This window comes from Pseudoalteromonas sp. SG43-6, assembly GCF_014164365.1.
In the GTDB taxonomy this organism is placed as follows: domain Bacteria; phylum Pseudomonadota; class Gammaproteobacteria; order Enterobacterales; family Alteromonadaceae; genus Pseudoalteromonas; species Pseudoalteromonas rhizosphaerae.
The window spans coordinates 1-16,208 of the sequence record NZ_JACJEZ010000046.1 but is presented as its reverse complement, the minus strand read 5'-3'; the positions used below and the strand labels follow the sequence as shown (position 1 = coordinate 16,208).

Below are 16,208 nucleotides of genomic sequence, written 5' to 3'. Positions count from 1 at the left end.
TCAAATTAACGATATGAATGCGCTGACCTTGAACAGCAATACAGAGAAAATTGGCAAGTATGTTGTAAACAGAGCAACTCATTGATATTTAAAACATTAATGGAACGCTTTCGGTTAAGGTATTTAGCGACAACTAAAGTGTATATCGTTCACGCTTTTTATTGAATTTATCCCCCACCCTGAAGATGACAGCCTATGAGTGGTCATTTTTAGTTACTTTTACGCTAGTATTATTTTATAAAGTAAATCATTCTTTATTATTGTATTATAATTGCAGTGTACTACCTTTGTGTTGTTAGTTTTTTGCTAATGACATTATTGATGTATCAGTTTACATCTGATGGGTAACCTAATTTAAGGACGATTTTATGACGATTGGAAGTACACCTAAAAAAACACTATATAAAGCCAAGCGCCTTTCACTGGCATTATTGCTCGCTTGTTCCACTACAAGTTATGCAGCGGTTGAAAAGTTAACCGTCAGTGGTAATCAAATATTAGCTGGTGATGAGGCAAAGAGCTTTGCTGGTTCAAGCTTATTTTGGAGTAATACAGGTTGGGGCGGCGAAAAGTTTTATACCGCGCAAACGGTTGCCAATGCGAAACAGGAATTTGGCGCTAATATCATTCGTGCTGCGATCGGTCACGGACAAAATACCTCAGGCAGTTTGAATGACGATTGGGACGGTAATATTACTCGTCTTGATACAGTTGTTGATGCAGCAATCGCAGAAGATATGTATGTCATTATTGATTTTCATAGTCACGAAGCGCATACCGACACTGATATGGCGATCCGGTTTTTTGAACGAGCAGCCACTAAATATGGCGACTACGACAACGTTATTTATGAAATTTATAACGAGCCACTACAGATATCGTGGGCTAACGATATAAAACCTTACGCCAACACCGTTATTGATAAGATCAGAGCTATAGATCCTGATAATTTAATTATTGTTGGTACGCCTACTTGGTCACAAGATGTTGATATTGCCTCACAAGACCCGATAGATCGCTACAATATTGCTTATACCTTACATTTTTATGCAGGTACGCATGGTGAGTCACTTAGAAATAAGGCGCAGACGGCTTTAAATAATGGGATTGCTTTATTTGCAACTGAATGGGGCGCAGTCAATGCTGATGGTAATGGTGGTGTAAATAGCAACGAAACTGACGCGTGGATGGCTTTTCTTAAATCAAATACTATTAGCCACGCTAATTGGGCCTTAAATGACAAAGATGAAGGTGCATCAACCTTTCTTCCTGGTGGTAGCTGGGATTCACTAAGTGCATCGGGGCAGAAGATAAAAGATATTCTACTAAATTGGGATATGAATAATGCACCGCTTGACTCAGATGAAGATGGTGTAATTGATTCACAAGATCAATGCCCTAACACACTGCCGAATACACCCGTAGATTCTATTGGGTGTGCGGCTACAGACTCAGATGGCGATGGCGTAATTGACGTACAAGATCAATGCCCCAATACACCAGAAGGTACTGATGTCGACTCCTCGGGTTGTGCTGTTACAACAGGAACAAGTTGTACTGAGGTAAAAACGTATCCAAATTGGGTTAGAAAGCATTATCCTGCAGGCCCTTACACACATAACGAAGCTGGCGACCAAATTCAGTATCAGGGCAATGTTTATAAGGCGAACTGGTATACAAATAGCCTGCCTGGTAGTGATAGTTCATGGACATTTGTTAAAAGTTGCAGCTAAGTCATACTTGTTTTTAAATAAATAGGTAGAGCGCAGTCGCTTTACCTATTTTATTGATTTTTATAGAAATAGGATTATAGACAATCTTCGAATTCATGACGTCAGGCTTGACTCTTTACTAAAATACAATCGTAATTGGATTGGCGGTTTTAAAAATTTAGCTGATAAGCTGGGGTGGATTTTTCTTTTGCGGATCCACATAACTTATAGCTTCTCCAGAAAACTAATCACTCATTGAGATCGACACAAGACCTACAACAGTACAATATAAGTCTATGCTTTAATTGATTTTGAAAAGAGGCTTTCATTGGATTCACTCACACAGGTTGTGCTTGGTAGTGCAGTTGCTTATACAGTATTAGGTAATAAGCTGGGCCGTAAGTCGTTATTAGTTGGGGCGGCGTTTGGCACGTTACCTGATTTAGATGTGCTCATTAATTTTGGTGGTAATGTCGAAAACTTTGTCTATCACCGCAGTTTTAGTCATTCTTTGCTTATACAGCTGTTAGTAAGCCCCTTGTTTGCATGGCTTTTACTTAAAATGAACTGGGCCAAAGGTGTATCGCTGAGGCGCTGGTCTGTCGCTCTATTTTTAATTTTAAGTACTCACTCATTGCTTGATAGTTTTACCGTTTATGGAACACAATTGCTGTGGCCACTGACGACTTACCCCTTTGGTATATCGAGCATATTTATTATTGATCCTGCGTATACTTTGCCATTGTTACTCTCTTGTATAGCGCTTTGCTTGGCGCGGATGTGGCCTTACGCACAGCGTATAAATACTGCTGCGTTAATCGTCAGTTCGCTTTATTTAGCTTGGGGGTTGGCGGCTAAATGGCATATCGAAGATAAAATTCATCAGGCACTAAATACCCAAAATATCATATTTAAGCACTTTGAAAGTACACCAACGCCATTTAATACCTTGTTGTGGCGGGCTGTGGCCGTTACCGAGTTTGGGCATTATGAGATTTATGCCTCTGTGTTTGATGACGCAGACAACGTTGATATGCAATTTTACCCTAGCGAAAATACGCTACTAGCAAAGCTTGATGATGCAAGGCAGATCAAGCTACTGCAAGCATTTACTAAAGGCCTTTATGGGGTGTATCAACAAGATGAGCAAGTCATTATGAGTGATTTAAGAATGGGCCTTGAAGGTTATTATGTATTCTCATTTGTGGTTGCACAGCAAAAAGATCAGCAGTTGATCCCAGGTTCTTATCAACAACTCAGCAACCGATTTCCACTTGATAAGCTCGGGCTTATTTTTGCGCGTATTACTGACCCAAATATCGATTTAGCAACTACCGTAAAAGAGCCCACATCTCCCTGAAATAGATTGCTGGGTTAGGCCTTCTATTTTGTTAATAATTATGTGGCTATTAGCCAACTATCGCTGGGTACCAATTTGCTAACACTACACCAAATAAGCCCACTAAAAATACAATGGATATCAACATCATTAAAGCTGCGGTGGCGATTGTTATCATTTTATTAGATGTTTTCCCCGCATACCTAACCAGTTCAGCAATGAGCAATGGCATCACATAAGAACATACGCTAACAGCTAACACGGTTGGGCCTGTGAACGTTGTAGTATCAATCCCGAGTGAGCCAAACGTTAAAAACCAGGCAAAAATCATTAACCTAAAAAATAGCACGCCGTTTGCTGCAAGGTATAAACGAATTGCCCATATTTGATGTGAATTTATATTACGCCCTCTAGCAGCCAGCACTGCAAATATGCTCGATAAAATAACCATACCACCACTAAACATTGTCAGGCTATGCATTAGCAGGTTGCCTACTGTGCCTCTAACAATCATAAGGTACATTCCTGCGATTGAAATGGTACAAGCTAACAGTACGAATACGCGCCCGTTATAGCGATGAAACTTAGTATATTTTGCTCTTATTGCGGGGATTAATTGCAAACTCCCGCCGATTATCATTACTACGGCAAGTAGCACATGCGTGGCATAGATTAAATTACCGATGGGGTCGCTCGCAACATAGGCGGTATTGTTAAGGCGGACCCAGCCAGATAAACCTGTAGTAACGCTAGTCAGGGCATACCCCAAAATAAGGTAAATTACAAAGCAACCTTGTGCCATTAGTAAGCAAATAAACCATATTTTTTTACTGTTTTCGAGCAGCCTATTTGGGGTTGTTTTCATTTTTTGCATTAACATGTACTTTTCCATTAAATCGTTTCAATAGCCAAATATAAAGACTTTCAGGGCGAATACTTCTCAAATTCGAAACTTGAGCAACGATATATGGATAATTTTTACGGTTAGTTAATTAGTTACTGACACATTCACTAACAAAGTCTTTTTGCCATCGCTAGAGTTACTTTGTATTATCCAAGTTAAAGCAACGTTGTTTATACAACGTCATTTTAAGAGCGACCTGTTATGCAAAATAATTCTCCTTATTACCTTCTCGTCTTTGTGTGCATGGGGTTGATGTTATTTAATGCACTGAAAAAAGATAAGCAGCTAGTTCACTATTTGTTTGCACTATTTTGTGGCTCGCTCTGTATGGTTGGGGCGCAAAAACTCAGTGCGTCAAGTGTCGGAGGGTATCAATACCTAATAGGGCTATTTACTTGCGCTACATGTAATGTTTCATGGTTGATTGCTAGAGCGTTATTTCGTGAAAAAAAGCCAATTTCTCGCAGGCATATCGTTTTTGCTGCAACTATTGCAGGCTTGATAATGTTTAACCAAACATGGCATTACTTAGTGAGTTTTGATCCTCAGCCATTACCTACCAGTGATATAATGTGGCGCTTAAAGCAAGGGGTGAATGAAGTAACCATATTGCTTTCATCAAGCATACTTGTGCTCTCTTTTTGGGAGGCAATAAGAGGCTACAGTGAAAAAACAGTGTCGCAAAAAATGCAATCAGTGCTCTTTGCCAGCGCTTGGTTTTTAGCTGTGTTTAATGCAAGTGTATTACCTAAGCTAATGTTTAGTAAGACTGAAATTGAGCTATATAATCCCATTATTATTACCTCATCTGCACTACTAATTGTGCTTGCGATGCAAACATTAATGTTTCTTCAAGCGAGAGATAAAAATAGCCAAGGTATTAAAAATGAGGGCGATACAGTTAGTATTTTTAATGACATTGAGATAACTGAAAACACCAATAAACATGAACAAATCGATGTTGCCCCTGAATTAATCGATGGCATTGATCAACTTATCAATAAGCAACAGCTATTCTTGCAAACAAATCTTAAAATTTCAGATTTTGCTCAAGTATTACAAGTACCTGAATATAAAATCAGCCGAGCTATTCGCTATCACTACAAAGTAGCCAACTTTAATCTGTTTATTAATCAATATCGTGTTAAATATGCGCAAGTTTTATTGGCAAGTGAGGATGCTAAAGGTTGGAGCATTTTAAGCATCGCGCTTGAAAGCGGCTTTTCTTCTTTAGCGACTTTTAACCGGGTGTTTAAAAGTATTGTGGGTGAAATTCCTAATGAATACCGAAAACAAAGCAGCAATCATCCTAATATAAGGGGTAGGGAACTTGTTGATTAGTGAGTTGTAGGTTTGTTTTTATAGTTAATCAAGAATATTAGATGTGAATCAACCACACTAAATTGAAAGTATAAGGTGCTATAAACATAAAAGCCGCTCATAGAGCGGCTGAATACTGAGGAGCTACTTTGAAAATTCTGGACAAGTTTTATCTTGTATTTGCTTTAAATCGTACTGCATAAAGCCTGCCTCGCCAAATACATCGGTGCCGTTCAAGTAATACTTACCTTGCTCTTCATTCGGGTTTTTAATGTCATAACCCAATACTTTAGCCACTTGCAGACTAATTAAATAATGGTTAGGCATACAACCTAATTCTTTTTTAATTCGAGTTATTTCATTTTTTGGAATATCAACACCGTAAAACATAAATGGTACCCGGGCGATATCCATATCGACAGCGTTATGTCCAAAACGACCATCTTGCCCTGTCAGTTCACCATGATCTGGCGTGAAGAATATATATGTTGGTTTACCTGAATCTTTAAAGAATTCATAAATGTTAGCTATCACCTTTTGTGTGTAAAGTACTGAGTTATCGTAGCTATTCAGCATGTACTTTTCATAGGGTTGCTCATCAACAGGATACACTTCTTGAGTTTTAGGGTAATTAGCTACATAAGGTGCATGAGCGCTGCGCATATGTAACGTAATAAATTGGGGCTTATTGTAATCCAGATTCATGGAATTAAGTTCGAGCAATAAACGATCATCATAATCTCCATCGAACTGATCTAGATGCTTATCTTCTTTCCAGGTATCAATATCCCCAAGTGAAAATGCATAGGTTAAACCTCCTGCATTTTTTTGTGTAGTAATGTAATGGGTTTCAAACCCTTGACGCTTAGCTAACCGAAACAAAGCAGTGTCCATTTTACTTATATGGACTGCATTATTAGGCTCATATACGGTGTTAAAAAATAAGCTAAGAGATACTCGTGTTGAAACAGCGCTTGAGATCGCAGGCAAATAAAAGAAATTAGGGTCTTGTTTATACGGCATTAAATCTGGCGTTGTATCTCTTTGATAACCATATAAACCCATATTGTAATAACTCAGGCTTTCACCCATTAAAATTACAATATTTGCATCCGCAGGTTCGCCTTTGCTCAATTGATAAGGTTGATAGCTAGGCATTTCTTTACGTAATCCCAGAATCATTTTTAACTGGCGAGCGCTAAAGAATGACACACTGTATAAGCCATTTTTCATAGCTGAGTGCGCAATATTAGGCTGGTATTTTTGAGAGCTCTTAGAACCTAAAGACTGTAAAAAGGGTAACGTGAGCAATAATACAAACAACACCGAGATATAAGGTACGGTAAAACTGGTTTTATGGTATTTGTTATAGGTGAAATACGCTAAGCCATAAAATGCCATGGATAAAAAGAACGCTGGTAGCATAAATTTCAAACCATCAGCAAAGCCAATTAGTGCATCATGCATTTCACCCATCATTAGCACCATATCAAAAGCACTGTAAAAGCCGCCAAAGTATTGGAAGTACATCAGTTCAGAGGCCTGCATTAGAGCCATTATCAGTAAAACAATATTGTTAAGTTTAGGGGTGCGGCTTAACAGCATGAAGACCATTAACAGTAAGGTAATGATAATGCTTTTGAAGTTATAACCGGCCAAGTAGTTATGATTAAACAAGCCATAAATGACATCCGGCATCAGTGCGAATGCCCATAGGGCCAAAAGCGTTAAGAGGGTATGTTTAAATTGTTGCACGTGCAGTTCCACTATTCAGGTTTGCAGGCATTGTAATAAAAATCACATGCAAAGGCATGAGTATTTGAAATAATGTATGAATTTTAACTATTAGGTTTTATACCTCTTTGGTCTGATGCCTTTTATTGCTTCTTTATGATGTGCTCACTCTCAGTAAATAAAGATATTTATGAAAAAGATCTTTATTTTTTTACACCTGCAAGATCAGTACACTAGCATTCGGCTGTCGTGCATTTGTGCGTTCAGTGTTGATTGTATTTTCCTTAAAAATGCTTGTTAATATGTGGTATATATTAGTTACCTGTAAGGTAATATCAATTAGTATACTTTTAGTAACCTAGTTACATTTTTAGGAGAGTTAATGGGCGGCAAGTGGAAAGGCTCGAGTATTTATCATCTAAAAGGTGGGCTTGTTCGCTTTAATGATTTAACTCGCCTGTTAGGAGAAGTGAGTGAAAGCTCTTAATGTAATGAAATATAAAGAGATATTACTTTGAACTACTTAGCTCATCTTTATTTAGCGCAGCCTACAGCAGACTCGCACTTTGGCAACTTGCTTGGTGATTTTGGCGGCAATAGGCATGTAAAGCAATTGCCAATCACGGTAAAAAATGCACTAGATAACCACTATCTAGTCGACAAGTTTACAGATACTCACCCTTTAGTGAAAGAAGCTAAACAGTATTTTTCGCCTCAGCGTAAACGCTTTGCGGGTGTCGCTATTGATGTGGTGTTCGATCATTTTTTAATTCAGCATTGGCAACGGTTTAACGATCAACCGCTAAGTGACTTTAAGCAAATCAGTTATAGGCTTTTGGGTAAGCGTACACCCGTTATGCCGCCAAGAATGCAAAGTGTTGTAAAACATATGACGCAGAATGATTGGTTTAAAGAATACGAAACCGTCGAAGGGGTCGGGGTTGCACTTGATAATATTGCCAAGCGCATTCGCTTTACTAATACGTTTTCTGGCGCTGCTGCTGATATAGCCCGACACTACACTGAATTAGATGCTATGTTTTTAGCGTTTTTCCCTGAATTGATTAAACATGTTAAGCAACGAGGTCTTGAAGGAGCTCAAGATGCTAGTGTGTAAACTTTTTAAATGTAAGTCAGGTTCTAGCCTAAAATGATGCAATATTGATAATTAGCTTTTGATGGAATAAATTCTGACCAACAAAAAGCTCGCATCATACTAAAAACGGCTTGATTGATGGCTACTATCTGACTTAATCATCAGGCCCCTTTAGGGTGAAAACTAAATGCTTGCGCATGTCTTTTAAAATAACGCCTTTTTTAAGCATTGCACCACTTAAACGTTTTTGCCACTTTAATAAGTCAGGCTCTGCCGCTGTTAACGCCTGCTGATTCTCAAACTGAAAACACATTAGTAAAGAGCCTGGAAATAAGTGATATTCCACGTCAAACCAGCATTGCAGCATGCCAGTGAGTTCATTACGGCCTTGCTCTTCAATTGCATCAGCAACTTTAAGTACCAGTGCTTGTTGTTTTATTTGCACCGCAGAGAGTTTTTTCATCGTTTTAATCCAGTTAGAGGCCAAAGATATAGCCAGATGAGCGGATTATAACCGAGCTTGTCGACTGGCAACAACTTTGATAGTCGTTTTAGCCGAAACCACCTTATTATTTGATGTTAAAGCGGCTTATCGTAGGCATAAAGCGTGTTATTTTTTTACCAAGAGGGTGCTGAATAGTTTTTTGATCGCAACTTCCCTTGCTTTAGTGAGGGGGTGAATATAACTCAATCGTAAAAAGTTTTTATATTGCCCTGATGCTGAGAAAAGTGAGCCCGGGGTCATGACGATACCTTGTTGTAGTATTTCATTGTAACTTTTTTGGGTATCTATTGACTCATCTAACTCGACCCACATAGATATGCCGCCATTAGCTTGTGTAAAGCGTATATCCTCAGGCCAATGGGTTTGTAAAAAATTAATCAGCTCTGCTTGTTGTTGTTTAATTGCATATACGTGCTTATTTAGGTAGCGACGATAGTGACCATCTTCTATAAAAGTGGCTAATCCTTGTTGAATCGACCCACATGAAGAAAGTTGCGTAACGAGTTTAAGTTGAGTGATTTTATCATGCCACTTTCCTCCAAAAACCCATCCGATACGTAAATCTCTTGATAAGCTTTTTGAGAATGAACTACACAAAATTACTTGTCCTTGGGTGTCGAGACTTTTTAAAGACTCACTAACAAAAGGAGGAAAAGCCAGATCGCCGTAAATGTCGTCTTCGATAATACAAAAATCACTTTTCACTGCCAATTTAAGTAGCTCTTCTCTTGCTCTATGAGGCATACATGCACCTGTTGGCGTTGAGTAATTAGGTGAGACGACACATGCTTTTATGGGCCACTTGGCTATTTTTTTTGTCAGATCGTCAATGCTTACGCCGTGCTCGGGATCGCATGCTACCTCTATTATTTTTAGGTTAAGTTGTTCTAATATTTGCAATACCCCGTAAAAAGTTGGCGATTCAACAGCGACAGTGTCGCCTGGCGAACACGTGGCCATAAGAGAAATAAATAAACTGTGCTGACACCCATTGGTAATGCAAAGCTCATCAGGTTTTTGGTTTAAACCGCCATAGTGGTTAATTATTGCGTGCTTCAAACGCAAATCACCATCAGAATTATTATAGTAAAATGCTTTTTGACTTTGAGAAGAACGAAATGCTTTGTTTAAATGTCGATTAAGAACGGTTAAGTGAGTAGCATCTCCCTGCGCGCCAGCACTTGGTAAAATATCAAAGGCAGCACTGCGCGTCATAATGTCTTTTAAAATCGCAGGTACTGACACATTGCGTGGAGTAGATGATGTTTTGATTTGTTTTGGTAGCACTCGTTTAGGCGGCTTTATTTGCGTTACAAAGTAACCTGATTTAGGTTTTGCATAAATAAGTCCTTGTGATTCCAAGCGATGTAACGAATGTAATACGGTTGCTTTTGAAAGGCCTTGTAGTTTGCAAAGCTCTCTCACTGAGGGCAACTTGCCTGTTGGAGTAAAGCTGTTAGCGTCAATTTTCTTTTTTAAGATAGCCTCAAGCTCTGTATATTTGAACTGTTTCATGCTCTCGCTCGTAGTGACAATCTGTACTCATTGTAAATTATTTTTCTGTGCCTGTACTGTAAAAAAAAGATATATACCATAGGTGATAAGTTTAATGTTTGCTCTGTAATTAACTAGGAGTAGGTTGGCGTTATGATAGATTTTACTGCTATTGATTTAGCTCGTATACAGTTTGCATTTACAGTCTCTTTTCATATTATTTTTCCTGCAATAACAATTGGCTTGGCAAGTTACCTTGCGGTACTTGAAGGGCTTTGGTTATACACCCGAAAACCGATATACATGACGCTTTGTCGTTTTTGGATGAAAGTGTTTGCGGTAAATTTTGCTATGGGAGTGGTATCCGGCATCGTAATGGCTTATCAGTTTGGTACTAACTGGAGTCAGTTTTCTAATTTTGCTGGAGCTATTACGGGGCCATTACTCAGTTATGAGGTGATGACTGCGTTTTTTTTAGAAGCTGGCTTTCTTGGCGTTATGCTTTTTGGTTGGAATAAAGTTGGCGAAAAGCTTCACTTTACATCCACCTGTTTAGTGGCAATCGGTACGTTGATTTCAATGACTTGGATTTTGGCTTCTAACAGCTGGATGCAAACACCTCAAGGCTATGAAATTATTGATGGCCGAGCGGTTCCGGTTGACTGGTTTGAGATAATATTTAATCCTTCATTTCCTTATCGTTTAGTCCATATGGGCTTAGCCGCTTTTTTAGCGACAGCCTTGTTGGTAGGCGGATCTGGTGCATGGCATTTATTAAAAGGCTCGCACACTCAAGCGGCAAAAAAAATGTTGTCGATGGCAATGTGGATGTTGTTAATTATCGCACCATTGCAAGCTTTTGTAGGAGACGAACATGGCCTAAATACACTTGAGCATCAACCAATGAAAGTGGCAGCAATGGAAGGGCATTGGCATGAATCAGAACCTGGCGAAGGTGTCCCCTTAGTTTTATTCGGTTGGCCAAATATGGAAGAAGAGCGCAATGATTACGCTATAGAAATACCTCATCTTGCTAGCTTAATTTTAACGCATAGTCTTGATGGCACCATTGCACCATTAACATCTGTACCTCCTGAAGATCGCCCTTATGTACCTATTGTATTTTTTAGTTTTAGAATTATGGTCGCCTTAGGGTTATTGATGATTTTATTAGGCATAACAGGGTTAGTGTTACGTAAAAAAGGCCGATTATACGAGAAAAAATGGTTCTTAAGGTTTTGTGTTGCAATGGGCCCCGCCGGATTGATTGCGATGCTAACTGGCTGGTTTGTCACAGAGGCGGGACGACAACCTTGGGTTGTATATGGGTTACAAAGAACGGTTGATGCAAGCTCTGCTCATTCGATGACGGCAATGAGTTATTCATTACTTACTTTTGTTGTTTTATATGTCTGTGTGTTTGGGGTCGGTGTGCGTTATATGTTAGCACTTATCAAAAAGGGCCCTGAACAAGTGTATGACAACGATAATAAAGATGACTTAAACAAACGTCCGGCTCGTCCGCTATCAGCGGCCGATGGTGTTGAGCTTTAGGAGATTACATGATGGATTTTGATTTACCGAGTATCTGGGCACTCATTATTGGCTTTGGTTTAATGATGTATGTGTTTTTAGATGGTTTTGACTTAGGGATTGGCCTACTTTTTCCGCTGGTTAAAAATAAATATGAAAGAGATATCATGGTTAACTCCGTTGCCCCAGTTTGGGATGGTAATGAAACGTGGTTAGTGCTTGGCGGGGCAGGCTTGTTAGCTGCGTTTCCTATGGCTTACTCAGTCATATTATCAGCCTTATATGGGCCTATTTTAGTGATGTTATTTGGCTTAATATTACGAGGTGTTGCGTTTGAATTTCGCTTTAAAGCGACTGAGTCTCACCGTCCATTATGGGATAAGTTATTTTTTGTAGGCTCGTTTATGGCAACCTTTGCTCAAGGTGTAGCAATGGGCGCTGTTATTATTGGTTTTCCTGTTGAAAATGGTGAGTTTGCTGGTGGATCTTTAGACTGGTTAACACCATTTAGCTTATTTACAGGGTGTAGTTTACTGTTTGCTTATGGCTTATTAGGTGCCACTTGGTTAGTGGTTAAAACAGAGCATAATTTGTATAAACAAATGCGTAAACTTATTAAGCCATTAACTATTTTATTAGCCTTGTGCATGTTAGGTATCAGCATTTATACACCACTGATCAACGCTGATGTAAAAGCAATGTGGTTTAATTGGTCAAATATTGTATATCTTGCTCCTTTGCCAATTATTACTGGTATTTTTGTTTTATTATTACTGGGCTCAGTAAACTCAAGTAAACACTATCGGCCATTTATTTATGCGCTGTGTATGTTGTTTATGGGATATTTAGGCTTATGTATTAGCCTTTGGCCAAACATTATTCCACCAAGTGTGTCTATTTATGAAGCTGCAGCGCCTGAATCAAGTTTAAAATTCACCTTGGTTGGTGTTGTTATCATCGTGCCGTTTATATTGGCTTATACGTTTTGGTCTTATTATGTATTTCGTGGCAAAGTTGTTGATACCGAGGGGTATCATTAGTTATTCAATGCTATTGCACTATTTAGCGAAGGCTTTGTGGAGGGTATATGAAAAAGCATCTTCATCAATTTAAATGGTTAATTATCATTTGGGTCTTGAGTGTTGCTTCATTATTTTTAGTGTCTCTTTTGATCCGCTTTTTGATGACTCTTGCAGGAATGAAGTAATAACGTTAGTTAAATTACAGGGGACTATTTTATCAAATAATAGTCCCCTTTTTTATATTCTCATTACTTTTATTAAGACTTGAGTTGCTTGGATAAAAAAAGAGTTGTTACATCCGCTATCTTTATCAGTGCTTCTTTGTCTGCATAGTCCCATGACACTTTTGAGTCAACACTTTCACAACAAATTACGCCTAACGGTTTGTCATCTATAAAATAGATATAATCAAGTAAGGAATACACATTGAATGGTTCAAAATAGGATTTATTTAAGTCCTTTGTTACTTCGTTGTTCCTTGCATCCGATGCATCAAGTACTTGGTTACCTAAAATATAATTAAAGTATGCAGGAAAATCCTGAGCTTTTAAAACCATGTCATTTGTTACTACCTCATTTTCATCAAGGCATATTAAACAATTTATCGCAGTATATTCGTGGTTTAGTAACCAAAGGCTAACTCTATTTGCATTTGGAATTAGCTTTTTTAACTCTTGGCATGTCTGATTTAGTTTATATTTGCTTGAAATATTAGGATCACTAATTTTAACCGCTAGCTTTTTTAGATTGAGGTTATTAGGGTTGTAAATATTAAGTAAGCTATTTAATTTATCTTTATCAAATGGTTTAGCTAAATAACCATCCATACCAATGTCTAAATAATGTTCAATGTTTTGTTTCAAGGTGTTAGCTGTCAAGGCTATAATTGGGGTTGTTTTATCTCCTTGTTGTGCCCGAATTGCTTTTGTGGCTTGTACTCCATCCATTACTGGCATTTGGATATCCATAAAAATCAAATCTACAGGGTTTGTATTAAAGTAATCAACACACTCTTTACCGTTTTCTGTGATTACTACATTGGCGTTATGCGCTTGTAGCATTTTACTTACGATGAGTTGATTTATTTTATTATCTTCGGCGATTAGAATGGTGCACCCTTGTAAATTAGTTATTTCTTTCTTTTGTTTTAATGAATCATACAATAGATGTGTTTCAAAGCTCTGTTGATACGTAAATATAGAGCCTTCGCCTTCTTTACTTGTAAAGCCGATTTTACCTTTCATTAGTTGACTTAACTTGGCACAGATTGATAAGCCAAGCCCTGTGCCCCCATAACATCTTGATATAGATGCATCTGCTTGATGAAAATCTTGAAATAAGTTTTGTTGTGCTGCTTCGCTGATACCAATACCTGTATCAATAATTTCAAATAAAATATCCTGTTCAATTAACGAACTACTTTGAACGCTGACTTTGAGATTTACTTGCCCTTGGTTTGTAAATTTAATCGCGTTTGAACACAAGTTATTTAGAATTTGTGAGATCCTTACAGGATCACCTTTTAAAGTTGCTGCCACCTTCTCATCAATATATAAAGTAAGTTTAATGCCTTTAGCTGATGCTTGTTTAATGAGAGGCTTGAAGAGATCGTTAACAACCTCTTTAAGATTAAAATTGATATTTTCGATATCTAGTTTGCCAGCTTCAATTTTTGAAAAATCTAGAATGTCATTCACAATACTTGAGAGTATATTGGCTGAGTTTAAAATACTTTTCAAAGCGTTATCTTTTTCTAAACTCGTTTCTTCAGCTAGGCCAAATTCAGCTAAATTTAAAATACCGTGTAGTGGTGTTCTAAGTTCATGGGTCATATTTGCTAGAAATTGGCCCTTTAAGGTGTTGGCACTATCAGCTTCTTTTTTTAGTACTTCAAGTTCTTCATTATGTATTTTTTGTTGTTCTAGAGCTGATGTTAATCTTCTGTTGTTTAATCTAAGTTCAAGTTGAGTGATAACTTCTCGACCTAGTATCGTCAGAGCGTTAATTTGGTTTTGATTTAGCTTTTTGGGCTTATCGCTAATAACACAGAGTGTGCCTATAGTATTTCCTTTTGGGGTTACTAACGGGGCGCCTGCATAAAATCGTATGTTTGGATTATTAACAACTAGCGGGTTATCATGAAAGCGCTCATCGAGTAATGCGTTCGGTATTTCAAAAATGTGGTCTTGCAGTATTGCATGGGAGCAAAATGCAATCTCTCTCTCAGTTTCATCAACATCAATACCGTACTTTGACTTAAACCACTGTCTTTGCGGATCTACTAAGCTAATGAGTGAAATAGGCGTTTCACAAATTTCAGAAGCAAGTTGAGTTAAATCATCAAATACTTGTTCGGCTTTGGTATCTAATATTTCATACTCATACAAGGCTTTTAGTCTAGACTCTTCGTCTGCTGGGATTTGCGCTGTTTTCATTGCATTGCTCAATATTTATGTCCACTAAATATAGGATTAATTTCAGGGTAATAGCAACTTTCAGATTAAAATCGCATGAAAAAGGTAATATCTGTGCATTTCTTCAATAGAGCTTTATAGGCCTAGCTCTTTTAGCTGTAGAATTAATCTATTCAGTGACTCGAAATAAAACCTATTGAGTGCAATTAAAGCCTTGTTGTTTTACTAGAATAAATAACTCGAATATAAAACATTCAATGTGAGTTGTTTATTTTATATTGCGTGATATTATCCATCTTATTAGGGACAAAAATATAAGGATATGAATATGTTAAAAATTAAGAATATTGCTTTAGCGACTGCTTTAGCGTCTATATCGTCACTTACACAAGCTGCTGTATTTGATGGTGCCTCTCATTGCTCTGAAGATACAGTTTATAAGTCACAAGCCGTTAATAATCTAGCTGCTTCAATAGGTGATCTAGCTGCACTAAAAGAAGTAACTCTAGAAAAAACTGGTACTACAGAAAATGGCTACTTTACTTTTGATCCTCAATTTTCACGCTCTGAGCGTTATTTCAACTGTAGCATTCCTTTAAATGACACGATTGGTAATTTTGAGCTTAAAGTTCATGGCATTACTGAAGGTTTAAATAGCTCAAACGGCGGCTGCTTAATTTCACGTGTTCGTAAAGTAAGTGATGGCGGGCAAGAGAAGTGGTTTAAGTATGCTACAGGAAAGGGTTTTGACTGGATTGATATTGCTGACACTGCAAATAGCTCAAAGCAGTTTGTATCGTATGTAACAGCTCTTGATAATAATTTTGAAAGTGATGCTGTTCTTAGTTTGAAATGCCGCACTACATGGCAGCACGGCTCTGTTGCTATTGGGCAAATAGAAATCAATAATCAATAATATAATTAAAACTTAGTCCCTAATAATAAGGCTTAGAATCACTTCTAAGCCTTTTTTGTATTTGTTGCTGTTAGGTTAAACTTAGCAACTTAATTAATACCAATCGACTTAAATATTTAACCATTCTAGCGAGCTAAATAAAGCGCTAACTGCGTTATAATTTTTTCAAGTAGAACAACTACATGTCAAAATTTACGCCTTGTTATCACTGTATTTATC

13 protein-coding genes and 1 pseudogene are annotated in these 16,208 nt (G+C 37.8%); 9 read left to right on the top strand and 5 right to left on the bottom strand.

Translation table 11 applies throughout. From position 1 onward, the window contains the following. Positions 1 to 368 precede the first annotated feature (368 nt). Positions 369 to 1,733: a cellulase family glycosylhydrolase gene (locus tag H5201_RS17335; protein ID WP_182719039.1), complete on the top strand. Its 1,365-nt coding sequence runs from the start codon at positions 369 to 371 to the stop codon at positions 1,731 to 1,733. A gap of 307 nt (positions 1,734 to 2,040) precedes the next feature. Next, entirely contained in the window at positions 2,041 to 3,072 is a 1,032-nt protein-coding gene (locus H5201_RS17330) for a metal-dependent hydrolase (protein ID WP_182761941.1), read from the top strand. A 49-nt stretch (positions 3,073 to 3,121) separates the two neighbouring features. On the opposite strand, the gene H5201_RS17325 is transcribed toward H5201_RS17330, so the two are convergent. After that, positions 3,122 to 3,931 (bottom strand): DUF2306 domain-containing protein, encoded by an 810-nt coding sequence (locus H5201_RS17325; protein WP_182719041.1) that lies wholly within the window; start codon positions 3,929 to 3,931, stop codon positions 3,122 to 3,124. A 225-nt stretch (positions 3,932 to 4,156) separates the two neighbouring features. Between H5201_RS17325 and H5201_RS17320 the strand changes: the two genes are divergently transcribed. Continuing rightward, complete coding sequence (locus tag H5201_RS17320) at positions 4,157 to 5,296, top strand: AraC family transcriptional regulator (protein ID WP_259399714.1); 1,140 nt, start codon at positions 4,157 to 4,159, stop codon at positions 5,294 to 5,296. Between the two features lie 123 nt (positions 5,297 to 5,419). On the opposite strand, the gene H5201_RS17315 is transcribed toward H5201_RS17320, so the two are convergent. Beyond that, the gene (locus H5201_RS17315) at positions 5,420 to 7,030 is read right to left on the bottom strand and encodes a phosphoethanolamine transferase (protein WP_149982750.1); all 1,611 of its coding nucleotides are present in this window, start codon (positions 7,028 to 7,030) and stop codon (positions 5,420 to 5,422) included. A gap of 361 nt (positions 7,031 to 7,391) precedes the next feature. On the opposite strand from H5201_RS17315, the pseudogene H5201_RS17310 reads away from it, so the two are divergent. Together H5201_RS17310 and H5201_RS17305 are read left to right on the top strand one after the other, a co-directional pair. Then, a pseudogene (locus tag H5201_RS17310) lies at positions 7,392 to 7,484 on the top strand (winged helix-turn-helix transcriptional regulator); the annotation flags it as partial. A 39-nt stretch (positions 7,485 to 7,523) separates the two neighbouring features. After that, the gene (locus H5201_RS17305; RefSeq protein ID WP_182719044.1) at positions 7,524 to 8,126 is read left to right on the top strand and encodes an ACP phosphodiesterase; all 603 of its coding nucleotides are present in this window, start codon (positions 7,524 to 7,526) and stop codon (positions 8,124 to 8,126) included. Positions 8,127 to 8,259: 133 nt separating this feature from the next. Here the strand turns inward: H5201_RS17305 and H5201_RS17300 are convergent, their stop codons facing one another. Together H5201_RS17300 and H5201_RS17295 are read right to left on the bottom strand one after the other, a co-directional pair. Beyond that, positions 8,260 to 8,568 (bottom strand): hypothetical protein, encoded by a 309-nt coding sequence (locus H5201_RS17300; protein ID WP_149982748.1) that lies wholly within the window; start codon positions 8,566 to 8,568, stop codon positions 8,260 to 8,262. A 147-nt stretch (positions 8,569 to 8,715) separates the two neighbouring features. After that, on the bottom strand, positions 8,716 to 10,125 hold the full coding sequence (locus H5201_RS17295; RefSeq protein WP_182768152.1) for a PLP-dependent aminotransferase family protein: 1,410 nt from the start codon (positions 10,123 to 10,125) through the stop codon (positions 8,716 to 8,718). Between the two features lie 132 nt (positions 10,126 to 10,257). Here H5201_RS17295 and H5201_RS17290 point away from each other — a divergent pair, with 132 nt between their 5' ends. The 3 genes from H5201_RS17290 to H5201_RS17280 are packed head-to-tail and all read left to right on the top strand — an operon-like array spanning position 10,258 to position 12,844. Then, the gene (locus H5201_RS17290; RefSeq protein ID WP_182719046.1) at positions 10,258 to 11,658 is read left to right on the top strand and encodes a cytochrome ubiquinol oxidase subunit I; all 1,401 of its coding nucleotides are present in this window, start codon (positions 10,258 to 10,260) and stop codon (positions 11,656 to 11,658) included. Between the two features lie 11 nt (positions 11,659 to 11,669). Continuing rightward, a complete protein-coding gene (gene cydB / locus H5201_RS17285; RefSeq protein ID WP_182719049.1) occupies positions 11,670 to 12,677 on the top strand; it encodes a cytochrome d ubiquinol oxidase subunit II in 1,008 nt (335 codons plus the stop codon). 47 nt (positions 12,678 to 12,724) lie between these two features. Then, positions 12,725 to 12,844, top strand: coding sequence for a DUF2474 domain-containing protein (locus H5201_RS17280; RefSeq protein WP_149982745.1), 120 nt, complete (start codon positions 12,725 to 12,727; stop codon positions 12,842 to 12,844). 72 nt (positions 12,845 to 12,916) lie between these two features. On the opposite strand, the gene H5201_RS17275 is transcribed toward H5201_RS17280, so the two are convergent. After that, positions 12,917 to 15,094, bottom strand: a complete 2,178-nt coding sequence (locus H5201_RS17275) for a response regulator (protein WP_182740542.1) — start codon at positions 15,092 to 15,094, stop codon at positions 12,917 to 12,919. Between the two features lie 307 nt (positions 15,095 to 15,401). Here H5201_RS17275 and H5201_RS17270 point away from each other — a divergent pair, with 307 nt between their 5' ends. Beyond that, positions 15,402 to 15,989 carry a hypothetical protein gene (locus H5201_RS17270; protein ID WP_149982743.1) on the top strand — a complete coding sequence of 196 codons (588 nt, stop codon included), beginning with the start codon at positions 15,402 to 15,404 and terminating at the stop codon, positions 15,987 to 15,989. Positions 15,990 to 16,208 lie beyond the last annotated feature (219 nt).

Excerpts from the sequence above, each read along its gene's own strand:
- H5201_RS17335 (WP_182719039.1), top strand. The coding sequence starts at position 369 with ATGACGATTGGAAGTACACCTAAAAAAACACTATATAAAGCCAAGCGC.
- H5201_RS17325 (WP_182719041.1), bottom strand. The coding sequence starts at position 3,931 with ATGTTAATGCAAAAAATGAAAACAACCCCAAATAGGCTGCTCGAAAAC.
- H5201_RS17320 (WP_259399714.1), top strand. The coding sequence starts at position 4,157 with ATGCAAAATAATTCTCCTTATTACCTTCTCGTCTTTGTGTGCATGGGG.
- H5201_RS17300 (WP_149982748.1), bottom strand. The coding sequence starts at position 8,568 with ATGAAAAAACTCTCTGCGGTGCAAATAAAACAACAAGCACTGGTACTT.
- H5201_RS17295 (WP_182768152.1), bottom strand. The coding sequence starts at position 10,125 with ATGAAACAGTTCAAATATACAGAGCTTGAGGCTATCTTAAAAAAGAAA.
- H5201_RS17290 (WP_182719046.1), top strand. The coding sequence starts at position 10,258 with ATGATAGATTTTACTGCTATTGATTTAGCTCGTATACAGTTTGCATTT.
- cydB (WP_182719049.1), top strand. The coding sequence starts at position 11,670 with ATGGATTTTGATTTACCGAGTATCTGGGCACTCATTATTGGCTTTGGT.
- H5201_RS17280 (WP_149982745.1), top strand. The coding sequence starts at position 12,725 with ATGAAAAAGCATCTTCATCAATTTAAATGGTTAATTATCATTTGGGTC.
- H5201_RS17275 (WP_182740542.1), bottom strand. The coding sequence starts at position 15,094 with ATGAAAACAGCGCAAATCCCAGCAGACGAAGAGTCTAGACTAAAAGCC.
- H5201_RS17270 (WP_149982743.1), top strand. The coding sequence starts at position 15,402 with ATGTTAAAAATTAAGAATATTGCTTTAGCGACTGCTTTAGCGTCTATA.